At 72.1% G+C, this 15,565-nt stretch carries 14 protein-coding genes; 4 read left to right on the forward strand and 10 right to left on the reverse strand.

The window, feature by feature from the left end:
* The first annotated feature begins 7 nt into the window (after positions 1-7).
* Both N8I86_RS22310 and N8I86_RS22315 read left to right on the forward strand, forming a co-directional pair.
* Positions 8-1,621: a PTS fructose transporter subunit IIC gene (locus tag N8I86_RS22310; protein WP_404830825.1), complete on the forward strand. Its 1,614-nt coding sequence runs from the start codon at positions 8-10 to the stop codon at positions 1,619-1,621.
* Between the two features lie 109 nt (positions 1,622-1,730).
* On the forward strand, positions 1,731-1,982 hold the full coding sequence (locus N8I86_RS22315) for a hypothetical protein (RefSeq protein ID WP_093475581.1): 252 nt from the start codon (positions 1,731-1,733) through the stop codon (positions 1,980-1,982).
* A 31-nt stretch (positions 1,983-2,013) separates the two neighbouring features.
* Here the strand turns inward: N8I86_RS22315 and N8I86_RS22320 are convergent, their stop codons facing one another.
* The 3 genes from N8I86_RS22320 to N8I86_RS22330 form a co-directional block, all read right to left on the reverse strand.
* The gene (locus N8I86_RS22320; RefSeq protein WP_263278542.1) at positions 2,014-2,760 is read right to left on the reverse strand and encodes a DUF6227 family protein; all 747 of its coding nucleotides are present in this window, start codon (positions 2,758-2,760) and stop codon (positions 2,014-2,016) included.
* A gap of 157 nt (positions 2,761-2,917) precedes the next feature.
* Positions 2,918-4,138, reverse strand: a complete 1,221-nt coding sequence (locus tag N8I86_RS22325; RefSeq protein ID WP_263278543.1) for a L,D-transpeptidase — start codon at positions 4,136-4,138, stop codon at positions 2,918-2,920.
* A 197-nt stretch (positions 4,139-4,335) separates the two neighbouring features.
* A complete protein-coding gene (locus tag N8I86_RS22330; RefSeq protein WP_263278544.1) occupies positions 4,336-5,361 on the reverse strand; it encodes a P1 family peptidase in 1,026 nt (341 codons plus the stop codon).
* Positions 5,362-5,464: 103 nt separating this feature from the next.
* Between N8I86_RS22330 and N8I86_RS22335 the strand changes: the two genes are divergently transcribed.
* The gene (locus tag N8I86_RS22335) at positions 5,465-5,641 is read left to right on the forward strand and encodes a hypothetical protein (RefSeq protein WP_107423580.1); all 177 of its coding nucleotides are present in this window, start codon (positions 5,465-5,467) and stop codon (positions 5,639-5,641) included.
* Between the two features lie 82 nt (positions 5,642-5,723).
* On the opposite strand, the gene mscL is transcribed toward N8I86_RS22335, so the two are convergent.
* The 6 genes from mscL to N8I86_RS22365 form a co-directional block, all read right to left on the reverse strand.
* Positions 5,724-6,197: a large conductance mechanosensitive channel protein MscL gene (mscL, locus tag N8I86_RS22340; protein ID WP_123437037.1), complete on the reverse strand. Its 474-nt coding sequence runs from the start codon at positions 6,195-6,197 to the stop codon at positions 5,724-5,726.
* 138 nt (positions 6,198-6,335) lie between these two features.
* Positions 6,336-6,953, reverse strand: coding sequence for a CpaB family protein (locus N8I86_RS22345; RefSeq protein WP_385323551.1), 618 nt, complete (start codon positions 6,951-6,953; stop codon positions 6,336-6,338).
* Positions 6,954-7,318: 365 nt separating this feature from the next.
* Complete coding sequence (locus N8I86_RS22350) at positions 7,319-8,152, reverse strand: S-methyl-5'-thioadenosine phosphorylase (RefSeq protein ID WP_263278545.1); 834 nt, start codon at positions 8,150-8,152, stop codon at positions 7,319-7,321.
* A gap of 97 nt (positions 8,153-8,249) precedes the next feature.
* Positions 8,250-8,558, reverse strand: coding sequence for an FmdB family zinc ribbon protein (locus N8I86_RS22355; protein ID WP_263278546.1), 309 nt, complete (start codon positions 8,556-8,558; stop codon positions 8,250-8,252).
* A 67-nt stretch (positions 8,559-8,625) separates the two neighbouring features.
* On the reverse strand, positions 8,626-9,924 hold the full coding sequence (locus N8I86_RS22360) for an MFS transporter (protein ID WP_263278547.1): 1,299 nt from the start codon (positions 9,922-9,924) through the stop codon (positions 8,626-8,628).
* A 343-nt stretch (positions 9,925-10,267) separates the two neighbouring features.
* Entirely contained in the window at positions 10,268-11,854 is a 1,587-nt protein-coding gene (locus N8I86_RS22365) for a potassium/proton antiporter (protein WP_404830826.1), read from the reverse strand.
* Positions 11,855-12,040: 186 nt separating this feature from the next.
* Between N8I86_RS22365 and N8I86_RS22370 the strand changes: the two genes are divergently transcribed.
* Positions 12,041-14,869, forward strand: a complete 2,829-nt coding sequence (locus N8I86_RS22370; RefSeq protein WP_263278548.1) for a penicillin acylase family protein — start codon at positions 12,041-12,043, stop codon at positions 14,867-14,869.
* A gap of 83 nt (positions 14,870-14,952) precedes the next feature.
* Here the strand turns inward: N8I86_RS22370 and N8I86_RS22375 are convergent, their stop codons facing one another.
* A complete protein-coding gene (locus tag N8I86_RS22375) occupies positions 14,953-15,534 on the reverse strand; it encodes a 5-formyltetrahydrofolate cyclo-ligase (protein WP_073888459.1) in 582 nt (193 codons plus the stop codon).
* Between the last annotated feature and the right edge of the window lie 31 nt (positions 15,535-15,565).

A 15,565-nucleotide genomic window follows, 5' to 3' on the forward strand; every position in this document is an offset into this window, starting at 1 on the left:
GACGCCGGTGGCGGCCTCCGCCGGCGCCGCGGCGGGCAGTACGGCGCCCGCACCGGACGCCTCCGTCCCGGCCCCGGCGGCCCCCGCGGACGCGGACTCCGGCGCCGCCGCCGGAGAGCGCCCCTTCCGTCTGATCGCCGTCACCTCCTGCCCGACCGGCATCGCCCACACCTACATGGCGGCCGAGTCCCTGGAGAACGCGGGCCGTGAGGCGGGCGTCGAGGTGTTCGTCGAGACCCAGGGGTCCGCCGGCTTCACCCGGCTGGACCCGGCGGTGATCGCGGGCGCGGACGGCGTGATCTTCGCGCACGACGTCTCCGTACGCGACAAGGACCGCTTCGCGGGCAAGCCCACCGTCGACGTCGGGGTGAAGGCCGGCATCAACCGGCCCGCCGAACTCATCGCCGAGGTCCGCGAGAAGGCGGCGCGCGGCGAGGTGAGCGCCCCGGCGGCGGCGGGCGGTACACCCGTCGACCGGGCGGGCGACTCCACCGAGGGCTACGGCACCAAGCTCCGCAAGTGGTTGATGTCCGGCGTCAGCTACATGGTGCCGTTCGTCGCCGCGGGCGGCCTGCTCATCGCCCTGGGCTTCGCGATCGGCGGCTGGCAGGTCAACAAGGCACCGTCGGTCATGGACCACTTCATCTGGACGCAGACCGACAGCTGGGGCGCCCTGCTCTTCCAGATCGGCGGCGTGGCCTTCAAGTTCCTCGTCCCCGTCCTGGCCGGCTACATCGCCTACGGCATGGCCGACCGGCCCGGTCTCGTGCCCGGATTCGTCGGCGGTGCGATCGCCCTCGACATCAACGCAGGCTTCCTCGGCGGACTGGTGGCCGGTCTGATCGCCGGCGGCGTGGTGATGGCGATCCAGAAGGTGAACATCCCGACGCCGTTGCGCGGCATCATGCCGGTGGTGGTGATCCCGCTGATCTCCTCGGCGATCGTCGGATTCCTGATGCTCGTCGTCGTCGGCAAGCCCATCGCCACCGCCCAGAAGGGCCTCACCGACTGGCTGAACAGCCTCACCGGCGCCAACGCCGTCCTGCTCGGCGCGCTGCTCGGGCTGATGATGTGCTTCGACCTGGGCGGTCCGGTCAACAAGGTCGCCTACACCTTCGCCACCGCCGGTATCGCGGTCTCCGACCCCAGCGACTCCGCCATGAAGATCATGGCGGCGGTGATGGCGGCCGGCATGGTCCCGCCGCTGGCGATGGCCCTCGCCACCACGGTCCGCGGCCGGCTCTTCACCCGGACCGAGCGGGAGAACGGCAAGGCCGCCTGGGTGCTGGGCGCCTCCTTCATCTCCGAGGGCGCGATCCCCTTCGCGGCGGCGGACCCGCTGCGGGTCATCCCGTCCGCCATGGTGGGCGGCGCGCTCACCGGGGCCCTCTCGATGGTCTTCGGGTCCACCCTGCGTGCCCCGCACGGCGGCGTGTTCGTCGTGCCGCTGATCGGCAACCCGCTGCTCTACCTGGTCGCCGTCGCGGCCGGTGTGTGCGCCACCACGGCCCTGGTGATCCTGCTCAAGGGAATGCGCAAGCAGGCCCCGGGGAGTGCGGCCACCGACCCCGCCGGCGCGGCCGGTTCCCCGACGGGGGCGAAGCAGCCGGTGGCGGCCTGATCACCCCGCCACCCTTGTCCCTTAAGTTCGCTGTGAGTTGTTCACGGCACCTGCGAGATACGTCACGGTCCGGGGCCAAAGTCCCGGACCGTGGTGTGTACTGGAACGCATGCCTGAGCACGTCTCGACTCTCCAGTGGACCGGCGCGGTCGTCCTCACCCTGGCCGGTGTGGCCTGGGCGATCGTCGTCCTGCGCCTGCTGCGCCGCTTCCGTGCGCAGGCCCTCCGGGAGATCCCGACGGTCCGGCTCCCGGTCCTCCCGCCGCAGCGGCAGGCCGGCCCCGCCCTGGAGAAGGTGGAACTGACCGCCGCCGAGCGCGACGCCTTCGCCGGGCTGGTACGGCAACTCGGCGGCCGCTGACCGGACGGACACCCGGCACCGGGGTCCGGGACTATCCCCGGCGCGCCGCGCGCTTCTCCATGGCGCCGCGCGCCGCGTCCTCCGACAGGTACACCTCGCACATGTGCCGTCCGTCGGGGGTCGCCGTGTGCTCGACCTCCCACAGGGACACCTCGTCGCCGCCCGGCAGCAGGAACGCGTGCTCGTAGAGCGTGTAGCTCAGTGCCGCGCGGCCGGCCCGCCCGGGGCGGCCGAACGCCTGCGTGATCTCGTGGGCGGTCGCCGTCGCCAGCAGCGCCGCCGTCTCCGCGCCCGGCCGGTCGGGGTTCTCCGCGCGGCGCAGCAGCCGGCGCGCGTGGTCCGCGGAGTCCTGCGAGGCGAAGACGTGCCGGGGCGCGGGGATCGACCACAGCCGCATCAGCGCGGGCAGCTCGAAGTCCGGGGTGTCCTCCGGCAGGCCGAGCCGGCCCGTGGCCGCCTGCAGCTCCTCCTCGTCGGCGTACACCTCGTGCTCCGCGGGGCCGCCCGGCACCGCGTTGTGGACGAGCTCCCACAGGGTGACGGCCGCGCCGTCGGCGAGGAGCCAGGTGTGCCGGTACGTCTCCCGGTGCAGCCCCGCGCAGTGGTGCGCCGAGTGCAGCGAACTGTCGTGCGCGAGCGCGCAGTCAAGCCGCCGTATCACCTCGTCGGGCAGCTCGAAGGAGTTCAGGGCACGGCCGAGGAGCCGCGCGAGGTGCTCCTCCGGAGACTCGGGCGACTCGGCTGGTTCGTACGCTGCCGTCTCGTACGGAACGCTCAAGGCATCTCCCGGCGTTGCTGCATGTCACCTAGTGGGTGCATACCGTAGCCCCTCGGTCGGACATCATGTCCGCGAACCGAGAAAACGTCTGCCCGGAAAACGCGCGGACCGCGCGAGGTGTTCCCGCGCGGTCCCCAGTTCCGTCAAAAGCCGCCGCTCAGACGGCACTTCCCGCGGTCCAGGCGCTCCAGGGCATGTTCCAGCCGTTGAGGCCGTTGTCCGGGGCCACGGTCGTGTCCGGGGAGTTCTTCACGATCACGACGTCGCCGACGAGCGAGTTGTCGAAGAACCACTTGGCCGTCGTGTCGCCCTGCGCGCCCTGCACGTCGGCGAGGCCGACGCAGCCGTGGCTGGTGCCCTGCCGCCCGAACGGCGGATTGCCCTTGTCGTACCAGTAGTTGCCGTGGATGAACGTGCCCGACGACGTCAGCCGCATCGCGTGCGGCACGTCCGGGATGTCGTACTCCCCGCCGAATCCGACCGTCGAGCCGTTCATCCGGGTCTGCGTGAACTTCTCGGAGATCACCATCCGGCCGTTGTACGTGGTGTGCTCCGCGCTGCCCGCCGAGATCGGCACCGACTTGATCGTCCTGCCGTCCCGCACCACCGTCATCGTCTGCGTGCCGACGTCGACCGTGGAGACCTGCGACCGGCCCACGGTGAAGGAGACGGTCTTCTTCTGCGCCCCGTAGACGCCCTTCGCCCCCTGCACCCCGTCCAGGTCGATCTTCATCGTGACCTTGGAGCCGGCCTTCCAGTAGTCCTGCGGCCGGAAGTCCAGCCGCCGGTCCCCGAACCAGTGCCCCGCCACCTGCTGACCGCTGCTGGAGCTGACCGTGATGTGCGACTGGACGGCCTTCCTGTCGGTGATCGACCTGTCGAAGGTGAACGACACCGGCATGCCCGCACCGACCGTCGCGCCGTTGTCCGGCGTGTAGGTGCCGATGAAGCTGTTCGCCCGCGAGACGGTCGTGAAGATGGAGTTGGCCGCGGCCGTACGCCCGTCGGCGTCCTTGGCGGTCGCGTTTATCTCGTACTTCGTCCCGCGCTCCAGCTGCTGCTTCGGCTTCCAGCTGCCGCCGTCCGCCGAGATCGACCCCGGCACGGCCTGACCCGACCCCGCCACGGTCATCTTCACCTGGGTCAGCCTGCCGCCGCTGGCCTTCACCCCGGTCGCGTTGATGGACGCGCCGGTCGAACCGTCCTTGGCCGAGATCGCGATCTTCGCCGTCGACGTGTCGGCGGAACCCTTGCCGCCCTTGCCGTCGTTGCTCTCGGCGCTGGCGTCGCCTCCGCAGGCGGTCAGGGTGAGGGCGCCGACCACCAGGGCGGCACAGGCCCCCAGTACGCGCCGCGCTCGAATGTCCGGCGTTGCCACGGGCTGCTCCATGTTCGTGTGATGTGCGTGATCCGTTCCAGTGCGTGGGGAAAGAGGGCCCCGGCGCACGGTGGGGTTCCCTCCGTGCCTCCTGAACGCCGTCACGTGACAGAACCGCGACAATCCGCACCCGTCGGCGACCCGCCGCCGCGCCCGGCACCGCCCGTGCCGCTGCGCCGTGCCGCTAGGCGATGCCTCTACGCCGTGCCGTACAACTCCCCGTACGACGGCCACACTCCGCCCGGCCCGTCGACCGACCCGGCGGCGCGGACGGCCCGCACGATCGCGCGCGTCACGAGGTCCGCGCCGGCCGCCAGGATCTCGTTGAGCGCCAACGGGTGTGCGTCGAGCGGGCGGGCGCCGGTCGCCAGCGCGAACACCGTGTCCCCGTCGTGCAGCAGGTGCACCGGCCGCACGGCGCGCGCGATCCCGTCGTGTGCCGTGCCGGCGAGTTTCTGCGCCTGCGCCTTGGAGAGGTCAGCGTCGGTCGCGACCACCGCGAGCGTCGTGTTGAGCGGCGGCGGCGCGTTGTCCGCGGCCGCCTCCGCGAGCCGCCGGCGCGCGGCCTCGTGCACCCGCTGCGGCGGATACTCCACCCGGCCCTGGTACAACTCCCCGTACAGCACCCCCGTTTCGGGGTCCAGCGCCGACCCCGCGGCGTTCGCGACCACCAGGGCGGCCACGGTGATCCCGGAGCCGAGCACCGTGCTCGCGGTGCCCACCCCACCCTTGAGGCCGCCGGCCACGGCGCCCGTCCCGGCGCCCACGCCTCCCTCGGGCACCCGGGCGCCCGGCTCACTCGCCGCCGCGGCCTCCACCGCCGCACGGCCCATGGCCGCGTCGGGCCTCGCGCGGAAGTCGCCACCGCGCCCCAGATCGAAGACGCACGCCGCGGGCACCACCGGCACGACGTGCGCCGGGTCGGTCCCGACGGGCACCCCGCGCCCCCGCTCCTCCAGCCACGCCATCACACCGGACGCGGCGTCGAGGCCGTAGGCGCTGCCTCCGGTGAGGACCACGGCTTCGACCGTCCGCACCACGTTGCGCGGGTCGAGCGCGTCCGTCTCCTTGGTGCCGGGCCCGCCGCCGCGCACGTCCACCGCGGCGACGGCACCGCCCTCCGGGGCGAGGACGACCGTGGTGCCGGTGAGCCAGCCGCCGCCGCTGCGGGAGGCGTGCCCCACCCGCAGCCCGGCGACGTCCGTCAATGCGTCAACTGTCATGGGGCCCAGTCTGTCCCCGGCCGCCCCGGGACCGGGCCGTCCCCGCCCGGGGAGTCCGTGGAGGCACACCGGCCCGCCAGGGGCGGGGCCGTACCCTTGAGGCATGAGCACCGCCCCCGAACCCGAGCAGCGCGAGCCCAGGCCGGCACTGGTCTTCGACGACCCGCTGGACCAGCAGTCCTCGGACGACACCGACCGCGGGTGGGGCGAGCGCCCGGCCGGCGACAGCGCCGCCGACCTCAAGCGCTTCCTCGACGAGAAGCCGCCCCACCACATCTGAACCGCCCGCAGAGGCCTTTGCGCCGCCCGAAGGGGCCTTTGCACCGCCGGCCGGGCCGTCCGCGCCGCCCGCGGAGGACCGGCTAGCGCTCGTCGTGCCCGGAGCCCCGCTGGGCGACCAGGGCGTCGCGGATCTCCTTGAGCAGCTCCAGCTCGGTCACCTCCAGGACCTCCTTCGTGCCCTCGCGCGCCGCCCTGCGGGCCGCCTGCCGGGCCAGGTACTTGGCCATCGGCAGGACCATCAGGAAGTACACGACCGCCGCGGTGATCACGAAGGTGAGAGTCGCCCCGAGGACCGAGCCCCACAGGAGCTGGACCCCCTCGACCGTGCCGTCGGGGGCCACTTTGCACGGGGCCTTCAGGCACGAGCTGTAGTGGTCGAGGTTCTGCGTGCCGACCGCGCCGACCAGCGGGCTGATGATCCCCTTCACCACCGCGTTGACGATGTTCGTGAAGGCCGCGCCGATGACCACCGCGACTGCCAGATCGACGACGTTTCCGCGCATCAGGAAGGCCTTGAAGCCCTGCCAGACGCTCGGTTCCTTCTTCGCGCTCACCTAGGGGACTCTCCTCGCGTGCACAGGCTGTGGAACGAAACGCTCCGCAACCTACGGCACGGTGCGGCCGTCCTGTCCAGTCCTGTTGCCCGATGGTGTGACTTGACGGCCCGCCGCCAAGAAAGCGAAGCAGCCGGTTCAGCACAGCGTCACCGCCAGCCGTGCCGTGGCACTCGCGCCGACCAGCCTCGCCGCCGTGGCACGCGGCACGGACAGCACGACCAGCGCCCCGCCCTCCGCCGTGCCCTCCAGCGGCTCCGGCACCTTCGTCACCCGCACACCCCGCGCGAGCACCCGGACCGCGCCACCGGCCGAGGCGTCCTCGGCGGCGACGACGTCGACGCGGTCACCGGCGCGCAGGAGCCGGACCGTGGCGGCGTCGGCGATCCGCACCGGCGCGGTCACGACGCCGGCCGCCGGGTGCCGCCGTACCGGCTCCGCGGCCGGATGTCCCCGGGGCCGCTCCGCCCGGTGCGGTTCACTCGCGGCACGCGGTCCCGCGGCCACCAGGGCCGCGGCGGTCACCGCGAGACCGGCGGCGACGGCCCGCCTGCGGTGCCGCAGGAGCCGCTGCAGCTGATACCGGCCGCCGCGCACGCGCACCGGGGCGAACTGCGGGATCGCACAGGTCGCGGGGGCGTCCGTGCCCAGGGGGCGCGGGAGACGGAGGGGCGGCGGGAAGGGGGAACGGGCCGGCGGGTGGCCGGGGAGGAAGGGGGACGGATCGGGGGACGACGAGGAAACGGGCACGGACACGGGAATCACCGCCTGCGACGAGGAATGGGCCTGCGACACCACGATGAGGTCCCGCACCGCATCCCGCCGGAGCCGGTGGACGGCGGACGGACTGTGGACAACCCGCCCACCCGAACGAGGAGTTCCGCCCACCGATCTCGCGTCGCCCGAAGCGGGTCACCACCACCGACCCCCAGCCGGGCCACCGCACCAGCAACCCCCGGGCCCGCCCGCGACGGCTGGGCGCACCGCACCCGCATCCACCGGGCCCACCGCGATCCCCGGGCGCACACCGCACCCGTGTCCCGTGGGCCCATCCGCGATCGCCGGCCGGCACCGCACCCGCACCCCCGGAGCCACCCGCCGGCCCCGTCGGCCCGGCCGGGCTACGGCAGGTCGAAGCCCGGGTCCATGCCGCCGAGCGCGTTCACGCAGAGGCAGTCACGCGCGCCGGTCTCCGGCAGGGCCGCCACCGCGTCGAACAGCACGCCCCGCATCCGGTCCACGTTGGCGGCGAACACCCGCAGCACCTCCTCGTGGGAGACGCCCTCGCCGGTCTCGGCGCCCGCGTCCAGGTCGGTGACCAGGGTCAGCGACGTGTAGCACAGCTCCAGTTCCCGGGCGAGCGCCGCCTCCGGGTGGCCGGTCATGCCCACCACCGACCAGCCCTGCGCCCGGTGCCACAGCGACTCGGCGCGGGTGGAGAAGCGCGGGCCCTCGACGACGACCAGCGTGCCGCCGTCCACGGGCTCCCAGTCCCGCCCGCGCGCGGCCTTCAGCGCGGCGGACCGGCCGGTGGGGCAGTAGGGGTCGGCCACGGACACGTGCACGACGTTCGGCACGGTGCCGTCGGGCAGCGGCAGTCCGTCGAAGTAGGTCTGCATCCGGGACTTCGTACGGTCGACGAACTGGTCGGGCACCAGCAGCGTGCCGGGTCCGTACTCGGGGCGCAGGCCGCCCACCGCGCACGGGCCGAGGACCTGGCGGACCCCGACCGAGCGCAGGGCCCACAGGTTGGCGCGGTAGTTGATGCGGTGCGGCGGCAGGTGGTGGCCGCGGCCGTGCCGGGGCAGGAAGGCGACCCGCCGGCCGGCGATCTCGCCGAGGAAGAGGGAGTCGCTGGGCGGCCCGTAGGGGGTGTCCACCTCGACCTCGGTCACGTCGTCGAGGAACGAGTAGAAGCCCGAGCCGCCGATTACGCCGATCTCTGCGTTCGCCATGACCAGCACACTAGCTGGCCGCCGAACCGCGCGGCAGCGGGCGTCGGGCATACCGAAGGCCCCGCCGTCGTGGACGGCAGGGCCTGGGTGGGAGGTCTCAGGCGGCCGGGCTGCTGGCGGAGCTCGACGACGAGGACGAGGACGACGACGCCGAGGACGCCGAGGAGGCCGGCTTAGCGTCGGAGGACGACGAGCTCGTCTTCGACGCCGGGCTGCTGCTCGACGTGGAGCCGCGCGAATCGTTGCGGTAGAAGCCGGAGCCCTTGAAGACGATGCCGACCGCGGAGAACACCTTCTTCAGGCGGCCGCTGCAGTTGGGGCACTCGGTCAGGGCGTCGTCGGTGAACTTCTGCACCGCCTCGAGGCCCTCGCCGCACTCGGTGCACTGGTACTGGTACGTCGGCACTGTCTTCCTCCTGGCACTCTCACTCGATGAGTGCTAACGACGATCCATAGTGACGTATTCCCGGGGATCAGTCCACCGTCACCGGCACGCGGTGACCGACGCCACGTGCGACGGTGCGGTTCCGCTGTGGGCCGGCCAGCAGGGAGCGCAGCGCCACCAGGGTGACCAGGGCGAGCACCGTGCCGGCCATCGGCACCAGGAATCCCGCACCGTCCCACAGCCGGTCCTCCAGCTGTCCGGCGACGGTGACGGCGGCGGCCTGGCCGAGCGCGACCGCACCGGTCAGCCAGGTGAAGGCCTCGGTCCGGGCGCCGGCCGGGACCAGGCTGTCGACCAGCGTGTAGCCGGTGATCAGCGACGGCGCGATGGACATGCCGACCAGGAGGCCGAGCGCGGCGAGCAGCAGCACCGAGTGCGCGGTCCACAGGGCGGACGCGGTCAGCGCGAGGGCCGCGTAGCCGACGACCAGGCGCCGCTGCGGGGCGACCTTCCAGGCGATCGCGCCGCAGGCGACGCCGGACAGCATGTTGCCCGCGGCGAAGACGCCGTACAGGACGCCGTTCAGACCCGGTTCGCCGATCGACTCGGTGAACGCGGCCAGCGACACCTGCATGCCGCCGAAGACGGAGCCGATGCCGAGGAAGGTGACGATCAGCACCCGCACGCCGGGGACGCGCAGGGCGGAGGCGTGCCGCACGCGCGCGTGGCCGCCGGCGGCGGCGTCCACCGCCGGCTGCGTGCTCTTCTGCGCCGCGAACAACAGGCCGCCGACGAGGGTCAGTGCCGCCTCGGTGATCAGGCCGGCCGACGGGGTCACGGCGGTGCACAGGGCGGTCGCGAGCAGCGGGCCGACGACGAAGGTCAGCTCGTCGGTGACCGACTCGAAGGCCGCGGCCGTGGTCATCAGGGGCGATCCCTGGAGCTTCACGCCCCAGCGCGCGCGGACCATCGGGCCGACCTGCGGCACGGAGGCGCCGGTCGGGACGGCCGCGAGGAACAGCGCCCACAGGGGCGCGTGCGCCAGCGCGAGCGCGGTGAGCGTCAGCCCCGCCAGGGTGTGCACGAGTACGCCGGGGATCAGCACCGCACGCTGCCCGTAGCGGTCGGCCAGACGGCCGCTGTACGGCGCGAACAGCGCCATGGAGACACCGGTGGCGGCCGCGGCGGCACCGGCGGCGCCGTACGAGCCGGTGGTGTGCTGCACGAGCAGCACGATCGAGATCGTGAGCATGGCGAACGGCTGGCGTGCCGCGAAGCCGGGGAGCAGGAACGTCCAGGCGCCGCGGGTGCGCAGCAGCTGTCCGTAGCCCGGGCGGGACGGTGCCGCCGGGTTCCGCGACGGCTCGGTGGTGACCGTGGATTCCACGGCCGTGCCTTTCTGCCGCCTGGTAGCGCGCCCGTGCGGGGGCGCCGAGAGCTGTCCTCTTGCGCTGAACTGCGGTAGATACCGGTGCCACGGTGGTGGGCGTGCCGGCCGCCATACGGTCGCGCCAGCTCTGCATCAGGCAGAGTTGGTTCGATCAGGGGTGCCTTGATACTACAGGGATCACCGCCTTGCGCCCCTGTGAAAACGAGCACCACGACGCCCGTTCACCTGTGATTGGCGCGGGTGTGAATCGCCTGAAACGCACCCGTAACGCACGACCGCGCAGCTCGCACGGGTCACCGCCGTCTCGCGCGCCCCGGTAGGTGCGGTACGCGCCCGCGGCTCACCGCCCCGCGTCGGCCCCGTCGGTGCCCAGCCAGCCCGCCAGCTTGCCGCCGTGGGCCACCGCGCGCAGCCGCCGCTCCGCCGCGTCGCGGACCGGGTCGGTGGCGACCACCAGGAGCTCGTCGCCCCGCCTGAGGACGGTGGAGGGCAGTGGCACGAACGACTTCTCCTCGCGCACGACCAGCGTGACGGCGGCGCCCGGCGGCAGCCGCAGCTCGCCGACCTCCACGCCGTGCATCCGCGAGCCCGTGGGGATCGCGATGGACAGCAGATGGCCGCGCAGCCGCTCCAGGGGTGCCGACTCGATGCCCAGGTCGGAGGCCTCGCCCTTCTCGCCGAGCCGCAGCATGCGGGCCAGCCAGGGCAGCGTCGGCCCCTGCACCAGGGTGTAGACGACGACCAGGACGAAGACGATGTTGAAGATCCGGCGGCTGCCGGCGACCCCGTTCACCATGGGGATGGTGGCCAGAATGATGGGCACGGCGCCGCGCAGGCCCGCCCACGACATCAGGACCTGCTCCTGCCACGGCACCCGGAACGGGGCGAGGCTGAGGACCACGCTCAGGGGGCGGGCGACCATGGTCAGGACCAGCCCGATGACCAGCGCGGGCAGGACGTCGTCGCCCAGCTCGTGCGGGGTGACCAGCAGGCCGAGCACGACGAACATGCCGATCTGCGCGATCCAGCCGAGCCCTTCGGCGAAACCGCGCGTGGCCGGCCAGTGGGGCAGCTTGGCGTTGCCGAGCACCATCGAGGCCAGGTAGACGGCGAGGAAGCCGCTGCCGTGCGCCAGGGCGCCCTCGGCGTACGCGGTGACGGCGATCGCCATCACGGCGATGGGATACAGGCCCGAGGCGGGCAGGGCCACGTGCCGCAGGCCCCAGGCCCCGATCAGGCCCACCGCCAGTCCGATCGCCGCCCCGATGACCAGTTCCAGCGCTATCTCGCCGACCAGGGTGTACCAGTGCTCGACCGGGCCGGCCTGGGAGAAGGCGACGACCAGGATGACCACCGGTGCGTCGTTGAAGCCGGACTCCGCCTCCAGCGTGCCCGTCACGCGCGCGGGGAGGGGGATCCTGCGCAGCACGGAGAAGACCGCCGCCGCGTCCGTGGACGACACCACCGCGCCGATGATGAGCGCCTGCCGCCACTCCAGCCCGACCAGATAGTGCGCGCCCGCCGCGGTGACGCCGACGCTGATCGCGACGCCCGCCGTCGCGAGGACGGAGGCGGACTTCAGGACCGGCCGGACCTCCTTCCACTTCGTGCCCAGGCCGCCCTCGGCGAGGATCACGACCAGGGCCGCGTATCCCATGACCTGGGTCACTTCGGCGCTGTTGAAGTGGATGTCACCGACGCCGTCCTGGCCCATGAGGACGCCGATGCCGAGGTAGACGAGCAGGCTGGGGAGCCCGCTGCGGGAGGAGACCCGGACGGCCGCGACGGCGACGAGCAGGACGACGGAGCAGACGAGCAGCAGCTGGTTGAGGTGGTGGACAGTCAGCGGCGGTTCCCTTCCTTGGCCCGCGCGCGGGGCGCGCGGACGCACGTACAGCGACCCGAGGCTGCGGCGCACCGCATCCAAGTACTTCGTTACCTTACCTAACTCTTGACGCTTTCTTGACGCTCGACGGGGCAAGATCGAACGCTCGTGCGCGCCGGTTCCCGACTCCGCGTCAAGCGGCGAAGGGCCCTGCGCCTATGGTTGCTCCAGCGCTCATTCAAAGTCACAGCCCGACCTGCCGCTCGCGTTAGGACAGCAAGGACAGCGATGCCCCCCAACACCACCGCCACAACGGGTGACACCGCCACAACCGGTGCCACGCCCGTCAAGTCCGGCAGGAAGAAGGGGCGCAAAGCCCGACTCGTCGTACTGGTCCTGGTCCTGGCCCTCATCGGAGGCCTGGCGTACGGGGCGTACTGGTCGATCAGCACGGTCCGCGCCTCCTTCCCGCAGACCAAGGGCTCGATCACGCTCCAGGGCCTGTCGGGGCCGGTCGACGTGAAGCGGGACGGCTACGGCATCCCGCAGATCTACGCCTCCTCCGACGCGGACCTGTTCATGGCGCAGGGCTTCGTCCAGGCGCAGGACCGGTTCTACGAGATGGACGTGCGCCGGCACATGACCTCCGGGCGCCTGTCGGAGATGTTCGGCAAGGGCCAGGTCGACAACGACGCCTTCCTGCGCACCCTCGGCTGGGACCGCGTCGCGAAGGAGGAGTACGACACCAAGCTGTCGGCCTCCACGAAGAAGTACCTCCAGGCGTACGCCAAGGGGGTCAACGCCTACCTCCAGGGCAAGGACGGCGAGGACATCTCCCTGGAGTACGCGGCGCTGGGCCTCACCAACGACTACAAGCCGGAGAAGTGGACCCCGGTCGACTCCGTCGCGTGGCTGAAGGCGATGGCCTGGGACCTGCGCGGCAACATGCAGGACGAGATCGACCGCGCCCTGATGACCAGCCGCCTGGGCCCGCAGCAGATCCAGGACCTGTACCCGGAGTACCCCTACAGCCGCAACAAGCCGATCGTGCAGGAAGGCCAGTACGACAAGCTGACCGAGACGTTCCGGCAGAGCGGCTCCACGGGCACGACCCAGGGCTCCACGGGCACGACCCAAGGCACCACCGGCACCACCCAGGGCGGCACGGGCACCTCCCAGGGGGCCACCGGCTCCACCACCTCGGGCGCGACCGGCTCGGGCCTCACGAGCCAGCTGGCGGGCCTGTACAAGGTGCTCGACGACGTCCCCACGGCCGTCGGCGTGAACGGCCAGGGCATCGGCTCCAACTCCTGGGTCGTGTCCGGGAAGTACACGATCACCCACAAGCCGCTGCTGGCCAACGACCCGCACCTGTCGGCGTCGCTGCCGTCCGTCTGGTACCAGATGGGCCTGCACTGCCGGGCCGTGTCGGCCAAGTGCCAGTACGACGTCACGGGCTACACCTTCGCCGGGATGCCCGGTGTGATCATCGGGCACAACGCGAAGATCGCCTGGGGCATGACCAACTCCGGTGTCGACGTCACCGACCTGTACCTGGAGAAGGTGACCGCGGGCGGCTACCTCTACGACGGCAAGATCCGCCCCTTCAAGACCCGCGAGGAGACCATCAAGGTCGCCGGCGGCAAGTCCAAGACCATCGTGGTCCGGCAGACCCGGGACGGGATGCCGCTGCTGTCCGACCGCGACGACGAACTGGTGCAGGTCGGCAAGAAGGCGTCCGTCACCACGGCCGCCCCCGACCGCGGCGACGGCTACGGCATCGCCCTGCGGTGGACCGCGCTCGACGCGGGCACCTCCATGGACGCCGTGTTCGCCCTCGACAGGGCGGCGGACTGGGACGGCTTCCGCGCGGCCGCCGCGCTGTTCGACGTGCCCTCGCAGAACCTGATCTACGCGGACGGCGAGCACATCGGCTACACCCTGCCCGGCAAGATCCCCACCCGCTCCTCGGTGGACGACGGCGCCATCCCGGCACCGGGCTGGGAATCGAAGTACAAGTGGACCGGCTTCATCAAGAAGGACGAGCTGCCCTACGAGTACGACCCCGAGCGCGGCTACATCGTGACCGCCAACCAGGCCGTGGTCGACAAGGACACGTACCCGTACACGCTCACCACCGACTGGGGCTACGGCACCCGCAGCCAGCGCATCACCGACCTGATCGAGTCCAAGATCAAGGACGGCGGCCGGATCTCCACGGACGACATGCGGCAGATGCAGCTGGACAACAGCAGCGAGATCGCCAAGCTCCTCGTGCCCAAGCTGCTGAAGATCAACCTTGACGACCCGGAGGTCCGCCAGGCGCAGAAGCTCCTGGAGGGCTGGGACTACACCCAGGACGCCGACTCCGCGGCGGCCGCGTACTTCAACGCCGTCTGGCGCAACATCCTCAAGCTCGGCTTCGGCAACAAGCTGCCGAAGGAGGTGCGCGTCAAGGGACAGTGCCTGTGGGTCGACAAGATCGACAGCACCGGCCCGGTGGACGACGACACCAAGGTCCGCGAGTGCGGTGAGCGCGACGCCGACCAGGCGCAGCCGGACGGCGGCGACCGCTGGTTCGAGGTCGTGCGCACCCTGATGGACAAGCCCGGCAGCGACTGGTGGAAGACGCCCGCCTCGGGCACCCGCCCGAAGGCCGAGAACCGCGACCAGCTGTTCGCCCGCGCCATGATCGACGCCCGCTGGGAGCTGACCGCCAAGCTCGGCAAGGACATCGACACCTGGAGCTGGGGCCGGCTGCACCGCCTGTTCCTGAAGAACCAGACGCTCGGCACCGAGGGCCCCAAGTTCCTGCAGTACGTGCTGAACCGCGGCCCCTGGAAGCTCAGCGGCGGCGAGTCCACGGTCAACGCGAGCGGCTGGAACGCGGCCGGCGGCTACAACGTCGTCTGGGTGCCGTCGATGCGGATGGTGGTCAATCTGGCCGACCTCGACAAGTCCAGGTGGATCAACCTGACGGGCGCCTCCGGGCACGCCTTCAGCGCGCACTACACGGACCAGACGGGCATGTGGGCCAAGGGCGAGCTGCTGCCGTGGTCCTTCTCGGACAAGGCGGTCGGCAAGAGCACGAGCGACACCCTGGTGCTCAAGCCGTGAGCCGCTGAGGCACTCGGCCGAAACGGCCCTCCACGCGCGCGTGGAGGGCCGTTCCCCGTTCCGGGGCAGGGCGGCGAGGCGGCTCAGCCGGTCGCGAAACGGCGGGTGCCGGAGGGTGTCACGACCGCGTGCACCGGCTGGTCGTGCGCCTCCGCCGGGACGTGTGCGACGACCTCCGCGTCGTACAGCAGCACCACGAGCCGGGGACGGGCGCCCGCGCGCTCCAGGCGGGCCAGCACGCGGTCGTACGAGCCGCCGCCCCGCCCAAGCCGCATCCCGCGCGCGTCCACCGCGAGTCCGGGCAGCAGGACGACGTCCGCCTCCGTCACGGCGTCCGGGCCGAGGCGCGGGCCGGAGGGCTCGAAAAGCGCCATCTTCCCGCCGTGTTGGATCCGTGCGAGCGAGTCCGGGCCGGTGTACTCGCCCCAGTCCAGGTCGTTGTCGGGCAGCAGCGCGGGCAGCAGGACGCGCACCCCACGCGCGTGGAGGGCGTCCAGCAGCGCGCCCGTACCCGGCTCGCCGCCGACGGAGACGTAGGCCGCCACCGTCCGCGCCCGCGCCACTTCCGGCAGCTCCAGCGCGCGCTCGGCCAGCGCCAGGCCCGCCGCGCGGACGTCATCGCCCGTCAACCTGTTCCTCACCGTGAGGAACTCCCGCCGCAACATTCGCTTGTCAGGGTCGCCCTCAGGTCCGGCA

The sequence above is a fragment of the Streptomyces albidicamelliae genome (genome assembly GCF_025642175.1).
Classification (GTDB): Bacteria; Actinomycetota; Actinomycetes; order Streptomycetales; family Streptomycetaceae; genus Streptomyces; species Streptomyces albidocamelliae.